The sequence below is a fragment of the Vibrio hannami genome (genome assembly GCF_029589055.1).
Lineage (GTDB): Bacteria > Pseudomonadota > Gammaproteobacteria > Enterobacterales > Vibrionaceae > Vibrio > Vibrio hannami.
This window is the reverse complement of record NZ_JARQZP010000007.1, coordinates 639,596-666,161: the sequence shown is the minus strand read 5'-3', so window position 1 is coordinate 666,161 and position 26,566 is coordinate 639,596. Positions and strand designations below refer to the sequence as shown.

Below are 26,566 nucleotides of genomic sequence, written 5' to 3'. Positions count from 1 at the left end.
GTACAAGGAGTAACTATGAATCTATTAATTAAAGGCGGCGAAGTCGTAACCCACGAGCAGACCTATACGGCGGACGTGTTATGTGTGGACGGAAAAATCACTCAGATAGGTAGCGATTTGGATATTCCGCAAGATACTGAGATAGTCGATGCCAGTGGTAAATTAGTGATGCCAGGCGGCATTGACCCGCATACTCATATGCAATTGCCGTTTATGGGTACGGTTGCTTCAGATGATTTTGCATCGGGTACGGCTGCGGCTCTTGCAGGCGGAACAACAACCATTATCGATTTTGTCATCCCTTCTCCGCAGCAATCTTTGATTGAAGCATACCATCAGTGGCAAGACTGGGCTTCTCAGTCACAATGTAACTACAGTTTTCACGTTGCAATCACCTGGTGGGACGATTCAGTAAAGGAAGAGATGAAAACACTGGTGGAAGAACATGGTGTAAACAGCTTTAAGCATTTTATGGCGTATAAGAACGCAATAATGGCAACCGACGATATTCTGGTATCCAGTTTTAGTACTTGCCTGGAACTGGGTGCAGTGCCAACAGTCCACGCTGAAAATGGGGAGCTGGTTTATCACCTGCAGCAAAAATTGTTAGAAAAAGGTATTACAGGACCAGAAGCACATCCACTTTCGCGACCACCGGCTGTTGAAGGGGAAGCGGCGAATCGCGCTATCAACATTGCAGGTACTTTGGGCGCGCCTATTTACCTTGTGCATGTCTCGACAGAAGAAGCTATCGATGCAATTAAATACGCCAAAGACAATGGACAAATTGTGTTTGGTGAATGTCTAGCAGGACACCTGGTCATTGACGACAGCGTCTATAAGAATCCGGACTGGAATTACTCTGCAGCACACGTTATGAGCCCACCATTCCGACCGAAAAAACATCAGGATGCGCTATGGAAAGGCTTGCAGAGTGATGCCATTCAAACTACTGCAACTGACCACTGCGCCTTCTGTGCCTCTCAAAAGGCGATGGGTAAAGATAACTTCACTATGATTCCAAACGGTACCGCTGGTGTGGAGGAGCGAATGATGGTGTTGTGGGATAAAGGGGTGAATCAGGGCAAACTGACACCGAATGAGTTTGTTTCGATTACCTCTACCAACGCAGCTAAAATCTTTAACCTCTACCCTCGTAAAGGTGCCATCGCGGTTGGTTCGGATGCCGATATTGTTATCTGGGATACCAATGAACAAAAGACTTTCTCGGTCAAAGATCAGATGTCACAAATCGACTTCAGTATTTTTGAAGGTATGCAGGTGCAAGGTAAACCTGTTACGACTATTTGTAACGGTAAGGTTGCCTGGGACAACGGCGAGATTAAGACAAACCCTGGTGACGGTCAGTATGTGACACGTCCACCTTACGCTGGTTTTTACCAGAGCCAGTTAAAACGTAACGAGCTAGATGAGCCAGAAGCTGTAACTCGCTAATTTTATGCGCACAATTGATATTACCTCATTGATTTTAAATCCAAATGGAAGGAAATGAGGTAACATCTTATTTATTCCTTTCTTACTATTCACATTTTTAGTGAACGCCAATATGCTGACTGTCCTATATTAAGAAAAACGGAATACTAACTGCGACCATGAAATATAAAGTTATCGAAGCGTATACCGACGCACCATCAGATCCAATAAAGATAGAAGAAGGCGAGGTTCTGACCGTTATTGAAGAGTCAGATGCTAATGGCCCATGGCCAAACTGGATATTGTGTCGAGGCATTAACAAGCAAGGCTGGGTTCCAAAGCAGATATTGAATGTAGAGGGGAATGAAGCCACTTCGAATCAAAAATATCATGCGGTAGAACATACTCTCACCGTTGGAGAAATATTGATCGCAGAGTTTTCACTCAATGGCTGGATATGGGGAGCAAAAGAAAGTAGCCCTGACAATTTCGCCTGGGCACCAATGAATCACTTGCAAGCTGATTAAATTATAGCGAAAACGGTAGCGTCAGCAGAAGTTCTTCCCTTTAGATATGAACTCAGCAAATCCAGCTTTATCTTTAGTCGCTGCTTCAATTCGCTTTATGCCTTCTTGAAGCTGTGACATCTCCGCCGCATATGAAAGCCGTAAATAATGTTTCCCTTCCACATCGATTTTCCCGAATGAGCGGCGATCCATCACCGCAACGTGGTGATGATAAAGTGCAAACATCTGGAATAATGTCGATGGCGATGTCGTTTCCTGAACATGGCCAGGAAGGTTATTAAACGCATCTATCACACCAAGAGATTCGCAGACTTTCGATATGTTAGGGAAGATATAAAACGCCCCACCCGGCTTTTTAGTAGAAATCCCATCGATGGCATTAAGGGCCGAATATATCCAGTCTCTTCGCTCTTCAAAGGTATCTACCATTTTTCTCACAGTGTCCATTACATCCGGGTTTTCTAGCGCAACGACAGCGCCTTGTTGGTTATAAGGAGGCACACAAGAGAAGTAGTTGATATTTAGGTTTTTAAATGTGTCTGCTTCTTCTACGGTAGGGAACACAGCATATCCTATGCGGCCACCAGTCCAGGCAAATGTTTTCGACATGCCACTCGCAATAATCGTTCGCTCTGCCATGCCTGGCATCGTCGCGATAGAAATATGTTTCTTCCCATCAAACGTGATGTATTCATATATTTCATCAGAATAAACTCTGACTTCAGGGCCGCATCGGCGATTAATGACTTCCGCAATAGCTTTAAGCTGTTCTTCGCTGGCAATACCCCCGGTTGGGTTAGAAGGGAAGTTAATATAAATAAGTTTAGTTCTATCTGTGATCAGAGAATCTAATTGTTCTGCTGTAAACGAAAAGTCCTGATCCTCACTTAAGTGCAAGGGCTTTGCCACAGCACCAACATAATCAATAAACGACTCATAAATTGGAAAACCTGGGCTTGGGTAGATTATTTCATCCCCAGGATCACAATAGACTTGCTGAGCAAAGCCGATGCTTGGCTTTCCTCCTGGGAAAACAACGACTTGATCCGGAGATACATCTAACTGCCTGGTTTCACAGATTTGTTTTGCAATCGCCATACGAAGAGCGGGCAAGCCTTTAGGATCACAATAGTGGGTATTATTATTTCGTAGCTGACGTATGACTTCGTCTTCTATTGGTTTTGGTATATCAAAATCAGGCTCACCAAGGTTCAATTTCACTACTGAATGACCTTGTTTTTCAATCGCAGAAATATGAGGCCCAACTTTAAATGCATTCTCTGTATCAATTTTTTGATTGCGTTGAGAAAACAAACTTCTACCTGTCACCATTATTTATAACCATTCGCCATATAATTAATAAATATTCAGATTAAAGGTATAAGTATATTTGTCAACCGAAAACAGCCCAAATACATTATTTGAACGTTAATGTATTTTAATTATACATTAACGTTCAAATAAAAAACCGTAGTTTATTTAATAAAGCCTATAACCACCAAAACAAATACATTATATAGTTATTTACATTTCAATATTATCAATAGTATTGTATTGACAATATTGGCCCAATGGAAAAGTATATTATTCAGAGTAGAAACCATGAATGTAAAGCAGAAGTTAGTCACATTATCCGCCCTACTTATTCTAGTTGTTATCTCAATATTGACGATATACAGTGACTACAATTTCAAAAATTCCAGCAAAGAAAAAACCTTACTCAGCCTTGAAGAGTCCGCATCACTAATCTCTCACACTATTGAAAACCGGCTACAGATATACTTTACCGGATTGCATTTAGCCAGCGAAACCATTGCTGTTGACGATTCCGGCATGCCAATAATGTTTCAGCTATCAGGCCAACTTGAGTCGTTAGAACAAGGGTTACATATGTTCGGCGCCGCATATGCTATGAACAACGGCCTAACTTATAAACCGACGGGGCTAATTCCTGACTTTAATGCCAAAAAACTCCAAAGAGAATGGTTTGTTCGCTCCATGGCAAACGAAGAAAATGTAGCGACATTACCTTATGTTAATAATATTGGTGAACTGGTAATGTCTCTATCTGTACCAGTAAAAAGAAATCAAAAGGTTGTTGGTGTATTAAATGCCAATATATCTGTAAACGAACTATCTGATTTGACTCAGGAAATAACTAAAAAAGGACAAGTATTTATCAGCAGAGAGGATGGATATATCCTGGCATCTAAGTTCAACGAAGATATCGGGAATAATATTTACTCGCTCTTCCCTAGTTTTAAAAATAGCATTTCAAAAGAAGAAGGACACACATTTGATTTCAATAATGAGAAAGCTTATGTAGTTAAAGCTACATTACCAAATGTGGGATGGAATGTCTGGTCCTGGGAGAAATGGGAAAATATCAACGCCGATGCTGAAAAAAACACAATAAGTAGCGTTATATTTTCCATTATTTCAATCATTATCTCGATAGTCATTCTTTATCAACTCGTTCACCGATATATGTATAACCCGGTAGGTGGCGACCCACTCGAAATAGAGCGATATGTAAAAGAAATAGCCAAAGGTGACCTGCGAAAAACGCAATCTGAAGACTTAAATGGTAAAACTGGCATCAACCTATCTATACATACCATGTCTAAACAGCTAACAGAAAGTGTGCAAAAGATTAATGCTGCCTCTACCCAACTCGGGGAAGCATCTCTTGTGTCTTCTGCGTCCGCCAATGATCTGATCCAGAGCTCCCAGGCCCAAATGGAACAATTAGAGCTTGCCTCTTCTGCAATGAACCAAATGTCTGCCACTGTTACCGAAGTTGCTCAAAATGCAATGAATGCCTCTGATGCATCAGAGCAAGCAAAGCAGTATTCCCAACATGGGCAAGAAGTGGTCAGTAACATGAATAATGAGATAACTGCACTGGTATCTAGCATGGACGATGTCTCAGCAGTTATTCGAGAACTTGATAAAGAATCCAAATCTATCGCTAGCGTGCTGAGTGTGATTTCCGATATTTCTGAACAGACGAACCTTCTTGCTCTGAATGCAGCCATTGAGGCTGCAAGAGCTGGTGAGCAAGGCCGTGGTTTCGCCGTTGTTGCCGATGAAGTTCGGAAACTAGCCAGCAATACAAATCAGAGCATCGACGAAATTCGTGGCGTGATTCAAAGGTTACAAGAGTTATCACACCGCTCTGTAGAGGAAATGCATACTAATGTGGACAAGGCTAAAATGACGTTAAACAGCTCCGCAAATGCTGACGAAGTGTTGTCTTCTATTCAGCACTCTGTAAACCTGATTACCGATATGAATAGCCAAATCGCTGTAGCGGCAGAAGAGCAGACCAAAGTGGCCCAAGAGATCAATAACAGCATTATCGAGATAAACGATGCTGCAAAACTTAATTACCAGCGCTCTGAAGGCAACAAAGAACACGCAACAGAGCTGAGTGCAATATCAAAGAGCATTGCTAACTCAGTGGAGTTTTTCCGAGTTTAACTGATAACCACAGTATCAAACAGGGGAGCCACATCCACTCCCCTATTCTCTCCTTTCTATCCGCAACATAAGATTTCTATTCCTTTCTTCAATCCATACCACTAGTATGAATTAATTACTGCCGTTAATTTATTGATATATAGAAAAATTAATCATGGAAGAACTGATAGCACAATACACTGGCGCTGATGAAGATAGCCGCCTTACTCGCCAGTACATCGCTCAGCTTGAATACGACACTACGATGCACGCTTTAGCCAAATACCTTAAACCTGGCAATAAAGTCTGCGAACTTGGCGCGGCTACCGGACGTTACTCTTTAAAGTTTGCAGATATGGGGTGTGACGTTACTGCAGTAGAACTTGCGCCAGAGCAGGTGGATATATTCGCTGAGAAAGCAGCAGACCAAAATCTTAAGGTAAAATTGTTTCAGGGCAATGCGTGCTCTGTCCCTTTTATCGAAGACTCATCACAAGATCTCTGCGTTATTCTCGGTCCCTTATACCATCTACAGTCTATCGAAGAACGTAATCAGGTTATGCAGGAAGCGAAACGAATACTTAAGCCAGGTGGCAGCGTAGCCATTGCTTATATTTCCCGTTACTTTGTCGCTGGTTTGTTTGCTCAGAAGTTTCCAGAGCTTATCACCCCACAAGTAATGAGCAAACTATTGGAAACAGGATTGGTATCTGATCCCAAAGCAGACAGTTTTTTCAGAGTCGGTTATTTCTCTTCACCATCGGAGATAGAACAACTGATTCGAGAGAACGGTTTCAACCCGTTGAGGCACCTTGCGACAGATGGATTCTCGAGATATATCGCCACTGGCGTAAACCAGTTTACTCCAAAGCAATACAACACCTGGCTTCAAAGCCATTTAAAGACCTGTGACGAACCATCTTTGTTGGGCTCAAGTAATCACGGTTTAGTGATCGCAGAACTAGTGTAAGGAACCAAGAAAACAGATATGGATATCACTATTAGAGAAATGCTCATCTCGGACTACGATCAGGTTATCAAATTGTGGTCTGGGACCGAAGCCATGTTGTTGCGAGATGCCGACTCCAGGACAAACATAGAGCGCTACCTTAAACTCAACCCTGGTTTAAGCTTTGTGGCGCAGCACTCTTCGGAGATTAAAGGCGCTATTTTGGTAGGTACCGATGGACGAAGGGGCTATGTTCAACACCTTGCTGTTCATAAATCTGAACGAGGTAACGGTATTGGCAAGCTGCTAATTTCATCCGCAATTAAGGCGTTGGAAGCGAATGGTATTTCCAAAACTCACCTGTTTGTTGCCAACGACAATATCAATGCGCAACGATTTTACGAGTCTATAGGCTGGCTCCCCAGAGACGAAGTTCGTATGTACTCATTTAATGCATCTGACTACGAAAATGTATAACTGATGACCAAAACGCAATACGAAAGAAAAATCATCGAACTCGTCCGCCAAGATCAACAAAGAGTGAAGGCGTTAAGCGCAGTTTATCAACTAGATTTACCTGATTGTTACATTGCCGCTGGTTTTGTCCGGAACCTAGTTTGGGACTACTTGCACCAAAAGGCCTGTTCGACTCCACTGAACGATATTGACGTGATCTATTATGACCCTACTGAAAAAAACAGCAACATGTACGCTGTTTACGAAGAGCAGCTAAAAGCTTTAGAGCCCGAATTTAACTGGCAGGTTAGAAATCAATCTTTGATGCATCGAAGAAACAACGATGCCCCCTACCAAAGCACATTAGACGCCATGTCATATTGGGTAGAAAAGGAAACTGCGGTCGCCATTCGGAAAACCAGCGAGAACCAATACGAATGCATTTCCTCCTTTGGGTTTGAATCTCTCTTTAACTTAAAGCTGACGCACAACCCAAAGAGAACACTTCAAACATTTAACGAGCGAGTGCATTCTAAACAGTGGCTGGAAATCTGGCCAAAGCTCACAGTTATTTGCTAACCACCATAGACGGATAAGAACTTATGAGGAAGCAACCAAAAATCAAAACCAAACGACTCATCCTAACACCCGTCGTGAAAACCGATTTAGATATCTACAAAGCGCTGCTAACAAGCCCGGAAGTCACAAAATACCTTCCCGGTGGTAAACCATTTAGTGAAGAGTACATCGCAAATTATCTACAGGAAAAAGTCGCTCACTGGGGCAAAGGGTATGGGACGTTTATTGTTTCACTGGCTGACGCGCCAAACACAAAGATTGGATATGCAGGGGTAGAGACCATCCCTGACAATGGACTGGATGATATCCGCTATGGTCTGCTGCCTGAGTATCAAAGCAAAGGTTATGCTTTTGAAGCCGCCAAAGTAGCTCTTGAATTTACATTTAGAGAAACAAATCAGAACGAGATCTATGGTGTGGCAGTAACAGATAACCTCCCATCTGCAAGACTACTGGAGAAGCTCGGCATGCGCCCTGCAGCCGTCAGACTGTATGACAGTGATGATTTAATTACTATGTCGATACAACGAGATAACTGTCTCTCACCCAATCAATTTTAGAGAATACCAATGTCAGAAGTTAGCACAGAGATACCAAAGATAGTCCGGTTGGATATAGAAAGTTCGCAACAACAAGCAGATATGCAAAAGCTGTTTATCGAATACAGCTCCAACGCGAAGGCAAGTATTAAGGAAAACATTGTAGAGGAACTCTGCCAGCTCCCCTACTTCATTGGCTTTATCGCCTATCAAGGCAACAAACCTGTCGGCTTTGCCGTATGTCTGGAGTCATTTTCATCATATCGTTGCAAGAAGGTACTCAATATCCACGACTTTATGATCTCAGGACAATACCGAGGCAAGGGGTACGGAAAAGTACTGTTAAAAGGCGTTGAGACTTTTAGCAGAGAAAACGACTACCTGAAAATCACTTTAGAAGTCGATGACAATAATCATTCGGCACAGAAGCTTTATACAAGTTGTGGATTTGAAGATCATCAGGTGAAGCTGAAAAGATTACTGCACTGGCAGAAGTATGTGATTGAATAACCTACCAAACATAATGTGATGTATCTTATCGCCTTATTACACAATCCCATATATCATTGAACTGTCTGGTATATGGTTTAGGTTATGTCCGCAACATCTTCTTTTTACGATAAAAATGCTCAGCAATTAGCGCAGCAATATAATTCCGTTTCTTTTGAGTCGGCCCATTCGTCGTGGGAAAAGTTCTGGCCAGAGGCTGGAGATACCGTACTGGACGTGGGTGCTGGCACAGGCCGTGATGCGAAATGGATGTCTGAGAAAGGGGCAGATGTTATTGCCCTTGAACCATCGGAACCAATGCTAAAGCTTGGAAAGGAACTGACTGGAGATCGCGTTACATGGATAGCCGATGAATTACCTGCCCTCAAGAAGATCGAAGAGCTAGGTATCAGGTTCGATATAATTCTGGTTAGTGCCGTATGGATGCACCTGGCACAGACTCATAGAAGCAGAGCATTTCGCAAACTATCCAACTTACTGGCGTCAAACGGCAGACTCATTATCACACTGCGTCATGGCAAGTTTGATGATGAGCGTATCGGGTATAAAGTTACCGTTGAAGAGTTAGAACGGCTCGCAAAAGATACCGCTCTTTTAGTTCGGGACATTTCTGACTCTAGCGACTCTCTAAACCGCAATGAGGTTTCCTGGCAAACGGTTGTGATGACACTTCCGGATGATGGCTCGGGAGATCTGAATAAAGTTCGCCATATCATAGTCAACGATAGTAAGAGCTCAACGTATAAGCTCGCTCTGCTACGTGTTCTCTTGCGCATCGCGGATGCACACCCAGGTTGTGTTATCGACAGAAGTAATGGTGAGGTTGCTATCCCTTTGGGCCTGGTAGCACTTTATTGGATTAAAGCATACAAGCGCCTGATCGATGTGGGTAACATTCAGCAGAACAGCAATACCACCAAAGGACTCACCTTTATAACTCCTGATGGTTGGGAGAAAATTAAGCACCTCTCAGCAGACGATCTTTCAGTAGGGAGCTTGTTTGCAGGGGAAGATGCGACAGCAATTCAAAAGACGATTCAGGCTTCTGTTAAGGCAATGAAAGATGGTCCGATAAAGTATATCTACACTGGATCACTCTCCGATAATCAACAGGAATTCTCTACCGTATCGCCGACCAGGCGAAGAAAGATGCAATCAAGTATCTATCTGGATAACTCGTTTTTTGAAAGCTACGGCTCTTTTGTTCTAAATGAAAGCTTGTGGGAATGCTTTAGGTTGTATAACTCCTGGATTGAACCATTGGTCGTCAATCAGTGGATTATGCAGATGCAGAGGTTCAAGCTGAATCAAGACAACAATATTTCTCTACAGACCTATCACAACTGTCTGGTTTGGTTAGAAAAAGACCATGATACAAGTGAAGTTCGTAATCGTGTACATGAACTAAGAGATAATAAAACAGCATTAACCAGTGCATGGAGCAACACCAAACTAAACAACACCTTTCATGTCGACCATTGTTTACCATTTGCGTACTGGCCCAATAACGACAAGTGGAACCTATTACCAACCACTAAGACCGAAAATCTCAACAAAAAAGACAGGCTTCCGAGTAAGCCTAGGCTCGTAGAGTCGAAACACAGAATTCTCGACTGGTGGCAACTGGCATGGGGAGAAAACGACGCTCATCGACAGCGCTTTTTCACCGAGGCATCCCTCTCGCTTCCAAACGTTCCTCCTCAATGTTACGAGTTTGAGGAGGTATTCGAAGCGATGGGACTTCAGATTCAGGGAGTGAAGAATCGGTTATTGGTTGGTGAGTGGTAGTACAGTAAGAATTCTACACACTCACTTTCATTACCTCTCGTTCCCACGCTCCGCGTGGTAATGCATACTGCGAGTAAAACCACCCACGAAAAATCCATAAAAACATAGAGTTAAATCAATTTCGGAGTTTATATCGACCCATAGCTTTGAATCTGATATACATCCCCACGGGGGACCGTGGGGACGAGTTCAAAAGATCGGCTATTGGTTGGTGAGTGGTGACGTATTACTTCGCCAACTCCACCAGCTGCTTTTTAGCAAACTCGCTGCCTTGCTCTGATGCTTTTTGAAACCAGTAGGCGGCATTGGGTTTGTCTTGAGCGACACCTAATCCATTTAGGTACATGTGCCCCACCCACTCCTGTCCAACCATAACACCCGCTCGGGCAGCTTTTAATAGCCAGGGGAACGCCTTTTTATCCTTCTTTTCAACGTTGAAATAGCCATATCCCAAAGCAAACATAGCGCCTGAGTTTCCTTTTTCTGCAATTTTAGTCAGCTCTGCAACTCTTGATGCCCAGGCTTTCGAAAAGCCCGATGCACTGGCTTCCATCCATTGATGATCATTTCTTTTTACACCAATCGGCACGCTAGATTCTTTAAACAACTTATAGAGATAGGCTTCTCCATCTTTGGTCAACGGTGTTCCAGCCGCAACCCAGGTTAGGTTCTGTTTTGAGTAATAACACTCTGTGTACATTCCTATTTCTGTGCCGCCTATGTTCCATTTCTCTCTTACACTATAGTGCCCGTTATTGGCTATGAATTCGGAGTGGTTGCATGCATCAAGAGGCTGAGTGTAAGCGCCATGTCTTTCACCCGTGAAATAGAGGTACACTTTTGGAAACGAACCATTTGCATTATCAAGACCCGCATTAATTGAGTCGATATTCAAAATAGCGGTAAACAATTTTTGTTCGTGCTTAACGCCTTCTACAGTTTTTATTGAGCTGGTAACAGCCTCAGTTCCTTTCCACTTGGAGACGGATATCTTCTCATCTGAAGAGAAAGCAGAAAAACTAAGTGACGTGATGGCTAATGTCAGAATGGCTCTTTTCACGATATCGCTCCTTGACTACAGCTATCCATATTACGATTTGAATGTGACTTAGCCCACTGGAGCAGTTCCATGTATTTGCGGTGGGCCCGCTTTTTCATACCCAGTTTTATAAGTAATGCCGAAGGCAGGATATAACGCCAGTACATTGCCAAATATAAGCTTCTAGAATCATTAGCTTGGTTTAGGCCTGTTACGATATCAGGAGCAACCTGATAATACTCCTTTACCTGTTGCTTTCTTGATTCGATACTCATCATGTATTCATCCCGGAAGCTTCTCAGCGTTTCTAGTTCCCAGCAATCATCGGACAGGCCAAGGTTTTCACACGCAGCGGTTGTTAAGAAACAACCTCCCGAATCACATTTACCAGCATCTGCTCTAGCTGTTTCTTTGTCATGGGCTTTTTTCGCCATTGAATAGGCCGACATCATTCCGTTGACATCGTATTGGCGAGATATCACAGCTTTATTATCAATAAGCAAAGTGATATTTACCTTCTGATTTCCATATTCAAACAGCCTGGTTGCCGCACTTTCAGACAAGATTAAGAAGGCATCCGTTCCCCAGTCTCCACTGGTTAGCTTCATTTTATGAACAGTGTTGCCTCGGCTTAACTCAATCTGGATATTGGCATCTTCGTATTTATCCGGCCCAACAACTTTCTTATAAGATCTAACGTCGTCCTGAGAGACAACCTCATAATAAGTATCGTTAAAAATAATGTGATGAGGTATAGCCTCGGCAACCAGCTCGAAATTAACCGTAAACTCAGCTTTTAGATTGAATATAGGTAACGCATCGGAAAGAGTTTGAAGTTGAGATTTCGGCCTGATCTTCAGGGTATCTTTAGTATGCTTTTGATATTTCGGGTCCTTGGTATCCGACACTTCAATATAAAGTGTATTCCACTCTGCATACCAACCGTTTCTGATAAACTCTCCAGACTCACAGGCTGGAAGATCATCTGCAGAGCTCGCTTTTACCATTCGTGAGAACGGAAACAGCATTGCACCTGCAGAAACAGCAGCCACTAACCTTCGCCTGTTATTATTTACTGTCATTGTTAGACTTCCTTGTTTTTTGACTTAGTCAAACTCATTCTTTTGATGATATGACAATTTTAGGAGTGCTTAAATTTTAATCCCTTAGCTCACTCCAAAGACTTAATCAGTTTCACGTTTTTAGTTTCTATAGTAGACAAAGTGACATCTGTGGTGTTCGGGCTATACCAAGACTTAGTCGAGAAATAGGAAGAAAGATCTTTAGATTTAAATATATACCCATGCCTGGCAAAAATTTCATTACGAATCAAACGCAATTCGCTGGCACTGTAGCCCTGAAGCTCTTCTTTAGTTAATAAGCGAAGTGAGGAAGCGGCCATTAAGTAGCCGCCTTCTTTTGTATGCAACTCTACTAATTCTTCGACGTTTTGCATTCCACCTGGAAGTTGCGAGTTTTCATCAAATAACTTTCCGGAAGCAATCACATAGCTCTGATCATTCATTGACATGGTAAATCTGAGGCCGTTCTCTGCACTAAAATGATCGATGCCCCAAAAGCACTCTTCAACTTCAATCAAAAAGACTTTGTCTACGATTTGCATCGTCCTTTGCTGATTTATCTCAGAAGGAACGACATAAGTGTCTCCCCTATACTGATGCCTGGATCCCTTCCCCGTATCATTTTTGTATGCGCCAGAAATTGAGGGAGTTATAGATGTTAAGGTGTGTGTTCCTGGTACTGCTTTATAGGAGAGCTTACTGGTAAGCAATCTGACTGGAACGAAATCTAACTCTTCGCACGCAGATATATCAACTTGATAGTGAATGTAGCCTTTAAGCTCTTTCCAACCGCTGCCTAGATCAGCAACATATACAGGGTTGTGACCCCAGTCCATGCTGTAATATGAGGTACTACGAATCCCTAATTGTTCGTATTGTAGTTGCTGGTTCACTTTTTCCAGTTGCTTCTCTAGCCCTTTTACCCCTTCAATAGCCTGAGAGATAAGCTTGGCGTTAGCCTTTGATTCATCGTAGTTTTTATACCTTCCCTCATCATAACAGTACTCTGCTAATCTATCCCACAGTCGCCTAGCTTTATCCATCTTCTTTATTAAAACTGGTGTTTGCGTTTTTAACTCCGCGACTGAAATAAGAGCCTCTGCCACTAAATAAGCATGATCCACAAACTTACTCCGCTGCATTTCCCATAGCTCGGTACCGTCAACACCAGAATACTTTCGGGAAAGCAGAGCCTTATATGTGGTCGAATTCAGAATGCCGTTATATTGAGCAGCAAGCTCTTTGTTTAACCCATCTGCCTCAGCAATGAGCTCCATTCCTGTCTCTGAGTTTCGCTTGGTACAATAATTATCTGCTAAGGCATTCGGGATAAAAAAATAAGCTACATATCAACAGCAGCGTACGCATATTTACTCCATAAAGTTGTCATTCCAGAGTAAATATTATCAGTAGATAATAGCCACATACTTTGCTCTGACAGGCTATTTCTACTAATTAGTTCTATTCGATTTTCGAAGCTGTGAAGATTCGCAAATGAAGCCCTTAACCAAAATACTCACTCATTGATAAATAACGATTCCGGATGTGTTCAATAAGCATCTGAATTCGTTTGGCTGGCTGCCGTGTGTAAGGGTAAACCGCATAGATACCGACTTCTTTACCTACGTGGCCAGCTAACACTTCTTTTAACCTGCCCGCCTGAAGATCTTCATACACAAGACAAGTTGGTAAGTAAGCTAATCCGTTCCCCCCAATGCTGCCTTGCGCAGCGCCGCCGAGTTATCTGAGCTGAAGTTACCGCTTACTCGTAGTGTGAAGATGTCGCTATTACGTTTAAATTGCCAGTCGTATGTTCCTGTGCTTTCGTGGGTATAGCCCAGACAGTTATGGCGTAATAAATCCTTTGGTTTTTGTGGCTCGCTATTTTTCGCAATATACTCTGGAGAGCCACATATCACCCATCTCGAGTTGAAAATATAGCGCGCAATTAGACTGGAATCTTCGAGGTAGCCAGTTCGGATCACCAGATCATAATTATCCGTAATTAAATCGACAAAACGGTTGTCCATTGACATATCGATGGTCAATCCCGGGTGCTGTTGGCAGAAATCGGATACCGCTTCCGCTAACAGTAAATCACCAGAAATCGTCGGAACCGACATTCGGATATGGCCCGACAGCGCTTCATTGTAGCCGTCTATCGCGTTAAATGCGGCAGCGGCTATCTCGTTGATGTCTTTGGCGCGATTATAAAGCACCTCTCCCGCTTCAGTCGGAGAAAGGTTTCGGGTGGAACGATAAATCAGCTGTACACCAAGCGTATTTTCTAGCTTGCTAACTCGTTTGCTGACAACAGATTTATTTATGTCGTTCAACTCAGCAACTTTGCTGAATGAACCATTTTCTATTACCTGGGTGAACAACACCAAATCATCAATATCGGGCATAGATACAACTCAATTCGTCTCGGGTCTGTTGGCCTAAATATCATCAATAATAATATAAGTAGCGTAGACAGGACCGTGAACTCCTACAACTTTAATCAGCTCAATATCCGCGGTTGAACTTGGGCCTGATATAAAGTTCACGCATGAAGGCATACGTTCACCTTCCGCCGCCTTTTGATGCAACACCGCTGTCGCCTGAGAAAGACGTGGCACTAAAGCACTTTTTGCCACTATAAAAACTGATGCTTCAGGCAGAAGGCTAACTGCTCTCCCCTGATCGGGCTGGCTATACAAAACCATAGTGCCAGATTCCGCTAACGCTTGTTCGGCATATACGACACCTACTTTCGCTCGCTCAGCGATATCAATATTACCCTGATAATCAATATGCGAGTTCCATAAACTTATCTGGTAGTAGTCGGACTCAATCTGCCCGCTATCTAACAACACCTGCAGTCGTGCATCTGAAGAAAAAAGCACATCTGCCAGCTTTCCAACTTTTTCTTCACCAGCCAGGCAGTATGCTTCGCAAACTTCACGTAAGGTAACAGAGAGGTTTTCCTGAGTGGTAACCACTGCCTGAGATGCCAACGTAGTCTGAGTGTAATCTACTAACGCCTGTTTTAGTTCATCTTGAGTATACTCTGCCATCACATCATGGTGGCATGTATACCTTAATGGCGGTCGCTCAACACTTTGAGGAGTGTCCGTTCTGCCAAGCTTTTGGGCGATGTTAGCTAAAAAGTCGTCACGCTTGATAATTCGTTCAGAAGCCGTATTTATCTTATGACCCAAAATCTCTTGATTCGACATAATTATGACTCCTTGCTCTTCTGATGTTTTTTAAACCAACTACGGAAAGATTCGCCATCCGGCTCTGGTAGATCCCGGGCTTCTGTCCACTCTTTTGTTGCGCCCAAATTAAAAGGCATATGGCCATCTTTAATAAGGCTTCCCGCAACTTTAGCGCCGATTTTTACAGTAGTATCCCAAAGCATTGGTCGAGCATTTATGACGTTAAACGCACTTACTGTCATACGCTCTAGCGCAGGAGTAATAAACTGTTCAGCCATCTTTTCACGGTGCTTTAGCAACAAATCAGAAAGTGGAATCTTAACCGGACAAACATCGTGACAAGCTCTGCATAAACTACACGCATATGGCAGATCTTTAAAATCGTCGTATCCACCAAGTAGTGGAGAAAGTACTGCACCAATAGGCCCTGAATAGATAGAACCGTACGACTGACCACCAATATGCCTGTATGCCGGGCAGGTGTTGACACATGCCGCACAACGGACACAGCGCAGAATATCTTTGAACTCGGAACCAAGAATGTCCGAGCGTCCGTTATCAACGATGACCAGGTGAAACTCTTCTGGCCCATCACAATGACCTTCTTCTCGTGGCCCCGTAAGCGCAGTAACATAACCAGTTAACGGTAGGCCAACGGCGCTTCGACAAAGCAAACTAATAACGATATCTAGTTCTTCAAAGGTAGGAACAATACGCTCCATTCCCATTACTGCAATATGCGTTTTCGGCAGGCTGGTTGCAAGTCGTGCGTTACCTTCGTTGGTGACCAGGCTAATGGTTCCAGACTCGGCCACCGCAAAGTTACAGCCCGTTATGCCAATATCTGCTTCGAGGAAATCATGGCGGATGTAGTCACGCACAAATCGAGTCATCTCTTCAGGATCATCCTCACCCTGATATCCAATCTTGTCGCGGAAGACATCGCGGATCTGAGTGCGGTTTTTATGCAGAGCAGGAACAACGATGTGTGATGGTGGGTCGCAGTCGTCAACCTGAAGAATATATTCACCGAGGTCGGTCTCTACCACTTCGCAATTATTACGCTGAATTACTCGGTTCAGGTCGATCTCTTCCGTCACCATAGATTTGGATTTAACGACTTTTTTGGCATTTTTCTGCTGAACAATCTTCTCAATGTAGTCCGTCGCTTCTTCAGCGGTTTGAGCAAAGAAAACATATCCTCCATTTTTAGCCACATTGTCACTTAGCTGCTTTAGGTAGTAATCCAAATTTTCCAGGACGTGGTTGCGGATATCCATCCCCATTTCGCGCCACTCTTCCCAGTTACCCAGCTTGTCTGCTGCAATCTGGCGATTGGTAAACATACGCTCCTGCGCATTAGCTACCGACTGGCGCATAAAGTCATCTTTCATCTGCACATTGATTCTGTCGCGGAAGGTGATGTTGCTGGTTTTCATCGACATATTATTTCCCCTCACCAGATAACAATACATCCACAATATGCATCACTTTTATCGGCTTACCTTCCCGACTGATACGACCACCAATATTAATAAGACAGCTGATATCCGCTCCAATCAGATAATCGGGTTTTACAGCAGAGATATGCTGTACTTTTTCTTTCACCATTTCACCGGAAATCTCAGACATCTTGACGGAGAAAGTACCGCCAAAGCCGCAACAGGTTTCCTGATTAGCGATGGGCAGCATCTCTAAACCTTCAACCTTATCAAGAAGCGCCAAAGGCTCTTCTCTCACACCTAACTTTCTAATCAAACTGCATGAAGGATGGTAAACCGCGCGACCACAGAGCTTTGCACCGAGATCTGTGATACCTAAGGTTCCGACGATAAACTGTGTCAGTTCGTATAATCTATCTGCAATTTTTTGTGCTCTCGCCGCCCATTCAGGCTCATCAGCTAGATACTCTGGATAACGCTTAATGGTTGCTGCACACGAACCCGCAGGGCTTACAATGGGGTAATCGTTGACCTCAAAAGAGCTAATTATGCTCTTCATCGCAGCCTTGCTGCCATCCGAATAACCACTATTTAAAGACGGCTGACCACAACACCCCTGCCTTTCGGGAAAAATGACTTCACAATTCAACTGCTCTAACAATAAGACGGTCTTTTTAGCAACTTCTGCTTTGACCATATCTCCCAGACAGGTTGCAAATAGATTCACCTTCATTATATTGCTCCCATTAACATTACTTTATTAGAGTGATGTTATTTAAACTCTTCCAATAAATTACAGATACATTAATATTAAGTTCGATAAATATTATTAATTAAATTAAGCTAATATTTAAATTATTATTCTTAACTAGCATTTATATTCTAGCCACAATGATATTTATCGCTATCCCCCCAAAGTCTTAGTCTGTAAACCTCTTCAAAAATAGTGTGACTCAGATCTGTACACAAAAACACAGCCCACTCAACAACACTGTAAAATCATGAGCTTAAAAGGACACTCAAAACAAGCAAGATGTAATTACATCGCTTTTGGAAACAATAATTCCCCCTATTGAGCAATGATTAGCGACAATTCAATGAGTCCATAAGCCGCCTTGTAACCCTACTGAGGCTGGAATCAAATATTTTAATTCTCCTTTTTATTATATTTCTCTTATTTAAGCCCCTATTAACATTGTTTTACGTTCATCCAATTGGTACTGTTACCGGACTAAAAAGACATGGATACGTTATGAAAAATGGAGAAATAAAATTCTCATCTGTACGTTTAAGAATGGCGCAAATTTCCGAAAATGACCGTTCTCTTTATTTGGAGTTACACACAAATCCTAACGTCATTGATTTGTGCTTTGACAGGCCAAGTCTCAAAGATATAGAGTTAAAGTTTCAGTCGAGATTACCAGCGTGGAGAGTCGATTCTGAGAACTGGTTATGTTTAGTTATTACAGAAGCAGAAACAGGCCGTAAAGTAGGGGTTACCGGATTTAAACTGGAAAATGGTATAGCTGAAGTCGGTTACCTCCTATTACCCGAGTTTTTTGGCCGAGGCTACGGAACAGAGTCCCTGGCTGCACTTATCGGATGGGCGTCCAAGAGTTTGGGAATTACAAACTATGAGGCGATTGTGACAAAAGGCAACGTCGGCTCAGAAAAGGTATTGACCAAATGTGGGTTTACTCTCTCAAAAATCGTTCCTAATGCTTATTGTATTAAAGGACTTCTATATGATGACCACATATATTCACTAAGTATTCGCCCACGTTAATATCTTCACCAAAACATATAGCTCCGAACAATTCGATGAAAACAATCAATGTAGAACTGATTAACGCTTTTACCGCTAATGGCAACGGTGGCAATCCTGCAGGCGTAGTATTAGGTGCCGAAGGGTTATCTGAAAAACAAAAGTTGATGATTGCCCAAGCTGTTGGCTATTCAGAGACTGCTTTTGTTACCGCTGATGATAGCGCCGATTTTGCTGTTTCTTTTTATACGGTGACCGATGAAGTCGATTTTTGCGGGCACGCCACTCTGGCAACCTTTTCTACCTTGTTCAAACAAGGGATTGTGCCAGCCGGGCAATTTACCCAACGAACCAAAGCAGGACTACTTGAAGTACATATCGAGCCAGACGGACAAGTTATGCTTCAGCAAAACACTCCAACCTGGTTAAAAACCTTCTCTAAAGCTGATGTTTCAAGCCTATTCGACAATCTAGAACCTGGGGAGTTGCCCATAGAGTCATTAACAACTGGCTTATCTGATTTGATACTGCCTGTTGCAAAAGGGACTTTAGAACAATTGAGCCCAAATGATGATGCTATCGCTGAGTTCAGTCGTAAGCATAACCTTGTCGGGATCCACGCTTTCGAGATTTGTAGTGAAAAGAGTAAGTACACTGCAAATTGCCGTAATTTTGCCCCACTTTTTGGCATACCTGAAGAATCTGCAACTGGAAGTTCAAATGGTGCGCTGGCGTGTTACTTAACTAAGCATTTGGGGCCAAAAGATGAATTTCTGTTTGAACAGGGAAAAGCCATGAATTGCCGCTCTGAACTAAAAGCGGTAGTTAAATATAGGAACGATAAGTTTCACTCTGTGGTTGTTGGTGGCTACGCGGCACCAATTGGCACTAAGCAAGTGGTTGTTTAATATGCCAGAATTCAAGCAAATTAACGCTAAAGATCTTCCGATTGCACTACTGTTAGAAGCGGATCCTTCAGAGAAATGCATTCATAAGTACCTTGAAAAGGCTCTCTGCTTCGCTGCATATGATCAAGGCAAGCTAGCTGGTGTTTGCGTAACAAACTCAGAAAGCAGTGACGTATCAGAGATTTTCAACATTGCCGTATGGCCAGAACTGCAAGGCAGAGGAATTGGAACGTCTTTACTTCGGTATGTGTTAGAGCAGCTGAGTGATCGTGGTTTTAAAAAGTGGAACTAGGCACCGGCACATTTGGCTATCAGCTTACCTATTACCAGCGCTTTGGTTTCAGAGTGGAGGGTACGCAAAAATTTCTTCACCGATAATTACGAACAACCAATCTATGAGCATGGCTTACAACATATCGATATGCTGAGATTATTTCTGGATCTTTAAGAACTTATAATCTGATTTCGACCTTTGGCTTTCGCTTCATATAGCGCTTTATCTGCACTGGCATATAACCGCTCGATGCTGGAATTCTCTATACTTAGCTCGCACATGCCAACGCTAGAAGTCACACCTACAATCTCGCCCTGAAAATCATAACGATGCTCGCTAATTTTTTGGCAAAGCCTTCTGACTATCTGTTTAGACTCTTCAATATTGGTAAACGGCAATAGCACAGCAAACTCTTCTCCACCGATTCTTCCCACGATGTCGGACTCTCTGAGAGAACTTCTGCACATTTCACCAAACTTTCGGAGTACCTCATCTCCTGCCGGGTGACCATATTGGTCATTTAATTTTTTAAACCTGTCGAAATCAAACACCGCTACCGTTAACGTGCTATTGAGCTTCCTGACACGAGATATTTCTTCGTTTGCTTTGAGCCAAAAATATCGGCGATTGTATAACTGAGTCAGGTCATCGATATTGGCCAGGTTTGCCAGCTCCTCCTCGAGCTGTGCTCTCTTTTTAATTTCTCGTTTTAATGTTTTTCTCTCACTCTCTAACGAACGTTTCTGCTCAATTGATTCTTTTATATATCGGCTTCGCCCGTACTCAAGCCAGGTGGTGATCACCATGATGCAAAGGTAAGTAACGCAATATCGAGCCTCAAAGTCATAAGAATATGTCTGATTCAGTGAGTCGAAATAGAGCAAGCTGATCATAATGATAACCAACAGTGCAATACTCCAGCGAAGGCCATACTTATGACCAAAAAGAGAAATGCTTAACAATGGATAGGTATAGCTCCAGAGAATTTGCCCTTCACTTTTGGCTCCCCATACTGAAACCAGGGTGACCATTGCTATAAACACAAAATTGTTAACGTGATAGATTTTCTCTGTGTTTTTTACATGCGGAATGAGTAAAAGACTGAAAACGATACAGCCTAGAAAAACACCTAGTGTTGCTGCGATGTAAAAGTTTCCAACCCATAGGTTTTTAATACCAAATAAGATACTCAGAGGAACAGCAATAAAGACCAACCATATGTAGTGATTCAGTCTTAGCTCAGCCCGTACGCTCATAGGCCTTTTCTTATCAACTAAACTGTCTACAAACCTTTGCAGCTTAACTAAAGATTGGTACATATTACTTCTGGTTAAAATTTATTATGCAAACAGTTTAATTCTTCTGAGTAATAAATTACTCAATCCAGGTCAAATAATATGAATATCATTATTTATAATCCCGACGCTGTATATCGTATAGCTTCATCTTATTATTGAGTGTTCTACGTGGCAGCTCTAGCTCATCCATAACGGCCAGTATATTTCCTTTCTGACGTTGCATAGACTGTATGATTAGTTGTTTTTCAAATGCCTGAACCCGTTCCGCCAGGTTGTAGCTTGCAGGAGCGGCAACGTCTTGTTCATCATGACCCAGTATAGCGCCTACCGAATTTGAGCTACCCATTCCCAGTACATAGCGCTCAGCCACGTTTTTGAGTTGTCGAACATTGCCGGGCCAGAGATGATCCATCAAACGAGCGATGTCTTGTTCAGTTAGCTCCGGGTAATCTCGCTCATACTGAATTGCGGCTTTCCGGGCAAAAAATTCGAACAACTGAGGGATATCTTCCCGCCTGTCTTTGAGATCTGGCAAATTAAGCTCAATAACATTAAATCGATAGTAGAGATCTTCACGGAATACACCCTCGGCAGATGCCTGAACCAAGTCAACTTTTGTCGCAGCGATAACCCATAAATCAAGCGGAATTTCTTTATTTGAACCGACCCTTTCAAGTTTGCGCTCCTGCAAAACTCTAAGCAGCTTTATTTGAAAGTTCATAGGCATACTCTCTATTTCATCCAGAAAAAGAGTACCTCCCTGAGCATGTTCTATCTTACCGATACGTTGGCTATCTGCCCCAGTAAACGATCCCCGCTCGTGACCAAAGAGCTCACTTTCGAACAGATTTTCAGGAATCGCACCGCAGTTTACTGCAACAAATGGGCCTTCACTCCGAATGCTAAAGTCGTGAAGACAACGAGCTATCAACTCTTTACCAGTGCCTGTTGCACCGTTAATCACCGTATCCACTGGTGTTTGACCCAGCATCAAAACCTGTTGTCTGAGGTCCGTCATCACTTGGGATTGCCCTATCATCCGGCTCTCAAGTGTTGGTTTCTGACTCAACAAGCGTTGTAGATTTTTGTTCTCTAATACAAGGCGTCGCTTCTCTCCTGCACGCTCAATTCTATCCACCAGCAGATCGGGTTCTACTGGTTTTTCGATAAAGTCGTATACACCATTTCTCATCGCCTCGACCGCCATTCTGACATCGCCGTGTGCGGTAACCAACAGAACCGGTATGTCCGGATCGACACGATGAACCTCCTTCGCAAAAGCCATTCCATCCATTCCTGGCATTCTGATGTCAGACACCACGACACAATTTTCATTTTGAGTAATAGAAGATAGGGCAGACTCAGCATTCGAAAAATCATCTACCTCAATGCCTGCAAGACTGAGCCATTGTTTTGTAGCCTTGCGAATAGCGTCTTCATCATCAACCAAAATCACTTTGAATGCTCTGGCAAATTCACTACTGATTTTCATAGATAGACTCCGTTGATGATTGAGTAAGAATGACACTAAAGGTTGTGCTACCATCCTGGCTTGAGGACACTTCAAGTCGACCACCAAACTCTTCGACAATTCCATATGAGACCGACAATCCTAATCCCATACCTTCTCCCGGTGGTTTTGTCGTAAAAAAGGGATCAAACACTTTGGATAGGTGCTCTTGTTCAATGCCACAGCCGTTGTCAGTAATCCTAATTACAGCTTTCCCGCTTTTCGTTTCTAACAAGATAGCGACTCTGCCCTTATCAAATCGATTCGACATCAGTATGGCATCGACTGCGTTTCGTATCAGGTTAACCAGAATTTGTTCCAACTTAATCTCATCAGCTTTTACGAAGACAGGCAGTTCTGGCGCTAGCCAGTTAAGTTCAATGTCGTTTTTCTCAATTCTGGTGTTTAGAACCAGCAATGCATTATTGATAACGTGCTGAAGTTCGACCTGGCTCAACAAACCACTGGATTTGCTTGAGAAGGTTTTCAGATGCGTGACAATTCCTGAAACCCTATGTAATAACTTATCTATCTCTTTAAGGTTATCCTGAGCGAGTTCAAATTGCTGCCGCTCAATCAATAATCGGGTACTGGCAAGGAAGGTAACGGTTGCTTGAAGCGGTTGACTGATCTCATGAACGAGCTCTGCCGATATCTGTCCGAGAGCGCCCAGTTTTTCGGCTTGAATCAGCTCTTCGTGAGTCTGACGCAGCGCTTCTTCTGTTCGCGCCCGTTCCTCAACTTCTCGTTGGAGCTGATTATTGCTTTTGTATAATGCTGCTGTACGTTTTTCCACTCGCCATTCGAGTTGTTGCTGAAGCCTAAGTCGGCTGAAGATAAACAATCCAACCACCATCAGCAGTGCTGTAGTCAGAGCGGAAACTAACAGCGCACCTTTTTTACGCTCTTCTAATCCCGTTAAATCGCTGAGATAGTATAGTTGCCAGCCAAGCTCGGCTATTTCACGCTGATGCAACAAGTAAGGCGTGCTTACCACTTTATTGCTCGATCGAGTCTCCCCTGAGATAAGTTGGATGACCCTTTTCCCCTGAGGAGATAGCGGTAACTCTTTATAAGCCAATGCTCCAATCTGGTGGTGGCTATATTTCTTTGCTGCTTTAATCTGAGTTAACACACCAGCGGGCAAAGCAAACAGGCTTTGATAACGCCATGATGGATTGCTGGAAAGAAATATCACACCATCGCTGTCACTCACCCAAACCTGTTCACCGCCAGAACTCCAGTTCGCTTCTAACTTAGACATGTTAATTTTGAGTACTGCGACCCCAACAATGTCACCCTGGAAATAAACCGCTCTGGAAAGGAACAGTCCGGGCTGACCAGTGGTAACACCTACAGCAAAAATCGGCCAGTTTCCCCTTTAATGGCATCAATAAAATAAGGTCTGAAATGGTAGTCGTTTCCCAGAAAGCTTCCTGGCTTGTTCCAGTTACTACTCGCAACCACCACACCATTTCGATTCATTAAATAAAGAGCATCCGCGTTAGACTCCGACTGCCAGCTCTCGAGTTTGAGGTTAATTCCATTCGTTAGAGGCGCATTTTCCGGAGAAATAAGAAGTTGTAACACCTGATGATCATGAGCCACGATATAAGGCAGATATTCAAATCGTTTGTGCTCCGCTTCTACCGTTGAAACATAGAGATTAAGACGCTCTTCGCCCACTTTATTCAGCTCTTCAAAATGCGCCTGTTCTGTCGCTTTAAGGAGTGCCGCTCCCAGCATTACCCCAAGTAGCAATGAACCAAAGACGATCCAGCTGTTAGCTTTTTTTGAACTGGTTTGTGACATCCTGTCTCTCCCAAGCCTTGAACCCATAGGCCAAATCTGGCTCATTTACCAAAGTTTAAGGCGAAAAAATGAGCCAGATTTGGCCTAAAAACAATCTAAGAATACATTATCTTAACATTTAATCCAAACAACAACGCTCACAAAGCATTTACAATCAACATGTTAAAACCAAAAAGTAACAAACATGTAAAAAGTGGCAAGACCTTTGCTCTATAGATGTCGAACGATTAATGCTCACCTCCCTACAAATCAACCGAGCATATAACAAGAAACAAGGATGAAAGTATGAAGACAGTAAAGACATCAGTTATCACCACTTTGGCGTTAGCAGGTTTTATGGTGGCAGAGGCGAACGCTGCTACTGAGTGGAACGTATCGCTATGGGGTAAAAGACGAGCCTTTACGGAGAACGTTGAAAAACTAGCAGAGCTGGTCGAAGCGAAGACCAACGGCGAGTTTAAGCTAAACATTTCCTATGGTGGACTTTCAAAGTCGCGCGAAAATCTTGATGGCATCTCTTTCGGAGCCTTTGAAATGGCACAGTTCTGTTCCTTTTACCACTCTGATAAAAACCCTACCATCACAGTTACTGAGCTACCTTTCTCTCAGGATGTGTCACTTGCCCGCGTGAGTGAGATCTATACCGAAGTATTTAATCACCCTATCGTGAAAAAAGACCTAGCTCGCTGGAATGCGACTTTGTTAATGCCAACACCTCTTCCTCAGTACAACATCGTAAGTAAAGGGGGTGAACTTAAATCACTGGAAGACTTCGATGGTCTTCGTGTTCGAGGTCCAGGCGGGATAATGGGCGTACTAGGCAAACTGGGCGCAGTAAAAACGGGCGTACCATTTTCTGAAGTCCGTCAATCTATGGACTCTGGCGTAATCGATGCTGCTTCATTTGCACCCCATGCGCATCTGGCGACCAACTCATACAAGGTGGGTAATTGGGCGACAACCAACCTGAACCTTGGTTCAGCAAACTGTCCGGTAGTGGTAAACACCGAAGCGCTTGAAATGCTTAAACCAGCTCACCGTGAAGCACTTCTAGGCTCAGTTGGAGAGGCTCTGGATTACTACGTGCAAAATTACGAGCAGAATACAACTGCCAAGTATGAGGCGGCAGTGAAAGATCAGGGGCTGGCAATGGTGACATTTAACGATGAACAAACTGCCAAGCTAAGCGAGCTTTCAGAATCGGTTCGTCAGGAGTGGATTGCTAAATACAAAGGAAAGTTCGACTCTCAAACACTCTTCGATTTCACAGAAAAACTGTTTGCCGAAAAGTAATCGATTGGAATCAATACGTATTAAGGCCGCCGGATAACGGCGGCTCTTTATCTACTAATTTTAAAAGGAGGCTGTTATGTCTGCAGCTGCCTCGGTACTGGAAGACAAATCGACTCTAAGTCGCGCTGATCGTTGGTTTTTCCGCTTTGAATCTGTGCTCAATTTAGCCGGAGGACTTGCCATCTTTGCTCTGGTACTTCTCGCAACAGTAAACGTGCTTGGTCGCTGGCTCTTTTCTGCCCCAATCAGCGGCTATGTTGACTGGGTTGAACAAGCAATGGCATTTATTGCTTTTCTGGGCATTGCCTACACCCAACGAATGGGTGGCCATATCCGTATGGATATCGTTGTTGGTCTGCTACACCGAAGATGGTTATGGTTCACCGAGCTGGTTACAACCAGTTTAATGCTGATCATTACCCTTATTCTTATCTATGGTTCGTACCTTCACTTCTTCCGTGCCTACAGCATTGGAGACTCTTCACTCGATATCAATTTGCCAACCTGGCCAGCCAAACTCGTGGTTCCTGTTGCTCTATCCGTTCTGGCTCTGCGCTTGATATTGCAGATTTGGGGTTACTTAAGAGCACTAAAAGAAGGGGGAGACAAACCTGTTGCTGTACCTCTGATTGAATCAGCGGCAGAAGTGGCTGCTAAAGAAGCCGAAACCGTTAGCGGACACGACGAATAGGAGCA

The 26,566-nt window shown here is 43.2% G+C and carries 24 protein-coding genes and 2 pseudogenes; 14 read left to right on the top strand and 12 right to left on the bottom strand.

Going from position 1 to position 26,566, the window contains the following annotated elements:
- The first annotated feature begins 15 nt into the window (after positions 1-15).
- Both hydA and P7F88_RS17500 read left to right on the top strand, forming a co-directional pair.
- A complete protein-coding gene (gene hydA / locus P7F88_RS17505; RefSeq protein WP_277826774.1) occupies positions 16-1,455 on the top strand; it encodes a dihydropyrimidinase in 1,440 nt (479 codons plus the stop codon).
- 158 nt (positions 1,456-1,613) lie between these two features.
- Positions 1,614-1,961 (top strand): SH3 domain-containing protein, encoded by a 348-nt coding sequence (locus P7F88_RS17500; RefSeq protein WP_277826772.1) that lies wholly within the window; start codon positions 1,614-1,616, stop codon positions 1,959-1,961.
- 21 nt (positions 1,962-1,982) lie between these two features.
- Here P7F88_RS17500 and P7F88_RS17495 read toward each other — a convergent pair whose 3' ends face one another.
- Positions 1,983-3,275, bottom strand: coding sequence for a pyridoxal phosphate-dependent aminotransferase (locus P7F88_RS17495; RefSeq protein ID WP_277826770.1), 1,293 nt, complete (start codon positions 3,273-3,275; stop codon positions 1,983-1,985).
- Between the two features lie 288 nt (positions 3,276-3,563).
- On the opposite strand from P7F88_RS17495, the gene P7F88_RS17490 reads away from it, so the two are divergent.
- The 7 genes from P7F88_RS17490 to P7F88_RS17460 all read left to right on the top strand — a co-directional run bounded on the left by P7F88_RS17490 (position 3,564) and on the right by P7F88_RS17460 (position 10,244).
- Entirely contained in the window at positions 3,564-5,444 is a 1,881-nt protein-coding gene (locus tag P7F88_RS17490) for a methyl-accepting chemotaxis protein (protein WP_277826768.1), read from the top strand.
- A gap of 154 nt (positions 5,445-5,598) precedes the next feature.
- Positions 5,599-6,393, top strand: coding sequence for a class I SAM-dependent methyltransferase (locus P7F88_RS17485; protein WP_277826766.1), 795 nt, complete (start codon positions 5,599-5,601; stop codon positions 6,391-6,393).
- A 39-nt stretch (positions 6,394-6,432) separates the two neighbouring features.
- Positions 6,433-6,849, top strand: a complete 417-nt coding sequence (locus P7F88_RS17480; protein ID WP_277829218.1) for a GNAT family N-acetyltransferase — start codon at positions 6,433-6,435, stop codon at positions 6,847-6,849.
- A gap of 3 nt (positions 6,850-6,852) precedes the next feature.
- The gene (locus P7F88_RS17475) at positions 6,853-7,407 is read left to right on the top strand and encodes a nucleotidyltransferase family protein (RefSeq protein ID WP_277826764.1); all 555 of its coding nucleotides are present in this window, start codon (positions 6,853-6,855) and stop codon (positions 7,405-7,407) included.
- Positions 7,408-7,430: 23 nt separating this feature from the next.
- Positions 7,431-7,967 carry a GNAT family N-acetyltransferase gene (locus P7F88_RS17470; RefSeq protein WP_277826762.1) on the top strand — a complete coding sequence of 179 codons (537 nt, stop codon included), beginning with the start codon at positions 7,431-7,433 and terminating at the stop codon, positions 7,965-7,967.
- Between the two features lie 9 nt (positions 7,968-7,976).
- Entirely contained in the window at positions 7,977-8,456 is a 480-nt protein-coding gene (locus tag P7F88_RS17465) for a GNAT family N-acetyltransferase (RefSeq protein WP_277826761.1), read from the top strand.
- An 84-nt stretch (positions 8,457-8,540) separates the two neighbouring features.
- Positions 8,541-10,244, top strand: coding sequence for a class I SAM-dependent methyltransferase (locus P7F88_RS17460; RefSeq protein WP_277826759.1), 1,704 nt, complete (start codon positions 8,541-8,543; stop codon positions 10,242-10,244).
- A gap of 226 nt (positions 10,245-10,470) precedes the next feature.
- On the opposite strand, the gene P7F88_RS17455 is transcribed toward P7F88_RS17460, so the two are convergent.
- The 7 genes and pseudogenes from P7F88_RS17455 to P7F88_RS17425 form a co-directional block, all read right to left on the bottom strand.
- A complete protein-coding gene (locus tag P7F88_RS17455; RefSeq protein ID WP_277826757.1) occupies positions 10,471-11,304 on the bottom strand; it encodes a tetratricopeptide repeat protein in 834 nt (277 codons plus the stop codon).
- Positions 11,301-12,365: a CFI-box-CTERM domain-containing protein gene (locus tag P7F88_RS17450; protein ID WP_277826755.1), complete on the bottom strand. Its 1,065-nt coding sequence runs from the start codon at positions 12,363-12,365 to the stop codon at positions 11,301-11,303. Before P7F88_RS17450 ends, P7F88_RS17455 begins: the two co-directional genes overlap by 4 nt.
- Positions 12,366-12,454: 89 nt before the next feature.
- Complete coding sequence (locus P7F88_RS17445) at positions 12,455-13,642, bottom strand: YARHG domain-containing protein (RefSeq protein WP_277826754.1); 1,188 nt, start codon at positions 13,640-13,642, stop codon at positions 12,455-12,457.
- Positions 13,643-13,868: 226 nt separating this feature from the next.
- A pseudogene (locus P7F88_RS17440) lies at positions 13,869-14,773 on the bottom strand (LysR family transcriptional regulator).
- A 33-nt stretch (positions 14,774-14,806) separates the two neighbouring features.
- Positions 14,807-15,586 carry a LutC/YkgG family protein gene (locus P7F88_RS17435; RefSeq protein WP_277826752.1) on the bottom strand — a complete coding sequence of 260 codons (780 nt, stop codon included), beginning with the start codon at positions 15,584-15,586 and terminating at the stop codon, positions 14,807-14,809.
- A gap of 2 nt (positions 15,587-15,588) precedes the next feature.
- Entirely contained in the window at positions 15,589-17,013 is a 1,425-nt protein-coding gene (locus P7F88_RS17430) for a LutB/LldF family L-lactate oxidation iron-sulfur protein (protein ID WP_277826750.1), read from the bottom strand.
- Position 17,014: 1 nt separating this feature from the next.
- Positions 17,015-17,743 (bottom strand): (Fe-S)-binding protein, encoded by a 729-nt coding sequence (locus tag P7F88_RS17425; RefSeq protein ID WP_277826748.1) that lies wholly within the window; start codon positions 17,741-17,743, stop codon positions 17,015-17,017.
- 534 nt (positions 17,744-18,277) lie between these two features.
- On the opposite strand from P7F88_RS17425, the gene P7F88_RS17420 reads away from it, so the two are divergent.
- From P7F88_RS17420 to P7F88_RS17410, 3 genes and pseudogenes are all read left to right on the top strand, one after another.
- Positions 18,278-18,796: a GNAT family N-acetyltransferase gene (locus P7F88_RS17420; protein WP_277829217.1), complete on the top strand. Its 519-nt coding sequence runs from the start codon at positions 18,278-18,280 to the stop codon at positions 18,794-18,796.
- Positions 18,797-18,831: 35 nt separating this feature from the next.
- A complete protein-coding gene (locus tag P7F88_RS17415) occupies positions 18,832-19,683 on the top strand; it encodes a PhzF family phenazine biosynthesis protein (RefSeq protein ID WP_277826747.1) in 852 nt (283 codons plus the stop codon).
- Between the two features lies 1 nt (position 19,684).
- Positions 19,685-20,131 (top strand): annotated as a pseudogene (locus P7F88_RS17410) (GNAT family N-acetyltransferase).
- Here P7F88_RS17410 and P7F88_RS17405 read toward each other — a convergent pair.
- From P7F88_RS17405 to P7F88_RS17390, 4 genes are all read right to left on the bottom strand, one after another.
- The gene (locus P7F88_RS17405; protein WP_277826745.1) at positions 20,128-21,213 is read right to left on the bottom strand and encodes a GGDEF domain-containing protein; all 1,086 of its coding nucleotides are present in this window, start codon (positions 21,211-21,213) and stop codon (positions 20,128-20,130) included. The pseudogene P7F88_RS17410 and the gene P7F88_RS17405 sit on opposite strands and share 4 nt — an antisense overlap.
- A gap of 151 nt (positions 21,214-21,364) precedes the next feature.
- On the bottom strand, positions 21,365-22,747 hold the full coding sequence (locus P7F88_RS17400; RefSeq protein WP_277826743.1) for a sigma-54-dependent transcriptional regulator: 1,383 nt from the start codon (positions 22,745-22,747) through the stop codon (positions 21,365-21,367).
- Positions 22,734-24,029, bottom strand: a complete 1,296-nt coding sequence (locus P7F88_RS17395; protein ID WP_277826742.1) for a sensor histidine kinase — start codon at positions 24,027-24,029, stop codon at positions 22,734-22,736. Before P7F88_RS17395 ends, P7F88_RS17400 begins: the two co-directional genes overlap by 14 nt.
- A gap of 89 nt (positions 24,030-24,118) precedes the next feature.
- Entirely contained in the window at positions 24,119-24,577 is a 459-nt protein-coding gene (locus tag P7F88_RS17390; RefSeq protein ID WP_277826740.1) for a PDC sensor domain-containing protein, read from the bottom strand.
- Positions 24,578-24,862: 285 nt separating this feature from the next.
- Between P7F88_RS17390 and dctP the strand changes: the two genes are divergently transcribed.
- Both dctP and P7F88_RS17380 read left to right on the top strand, forming a co-directional pair.
- Positions 24,863-25,870, top strand: a complete 1,008-nt coding sequence (gene dctP, locus P7F88_RS17385; protein ID WP_277826738.1) for a TRAP transporter substrate-binding protein DctP — start codon at positions 24,863-24,865, stop codon at positions 25,868-25,870.
- 76 nt (positions 25,871-25,946) lie between these two features.
- On the top strand, positions 25,947-26,561 hold the full coding sequence (locus tag P7F88_RS17380; RefSeq protein WP_277826736.1) for a TRAP transporter small permease subunit: 615 nt from the start codon (positions 25,947-25,949) through the stop codon (positions 26,559-26,561).
- Positions 26,562-26,566: the final 5 nt, after the last annotated feature.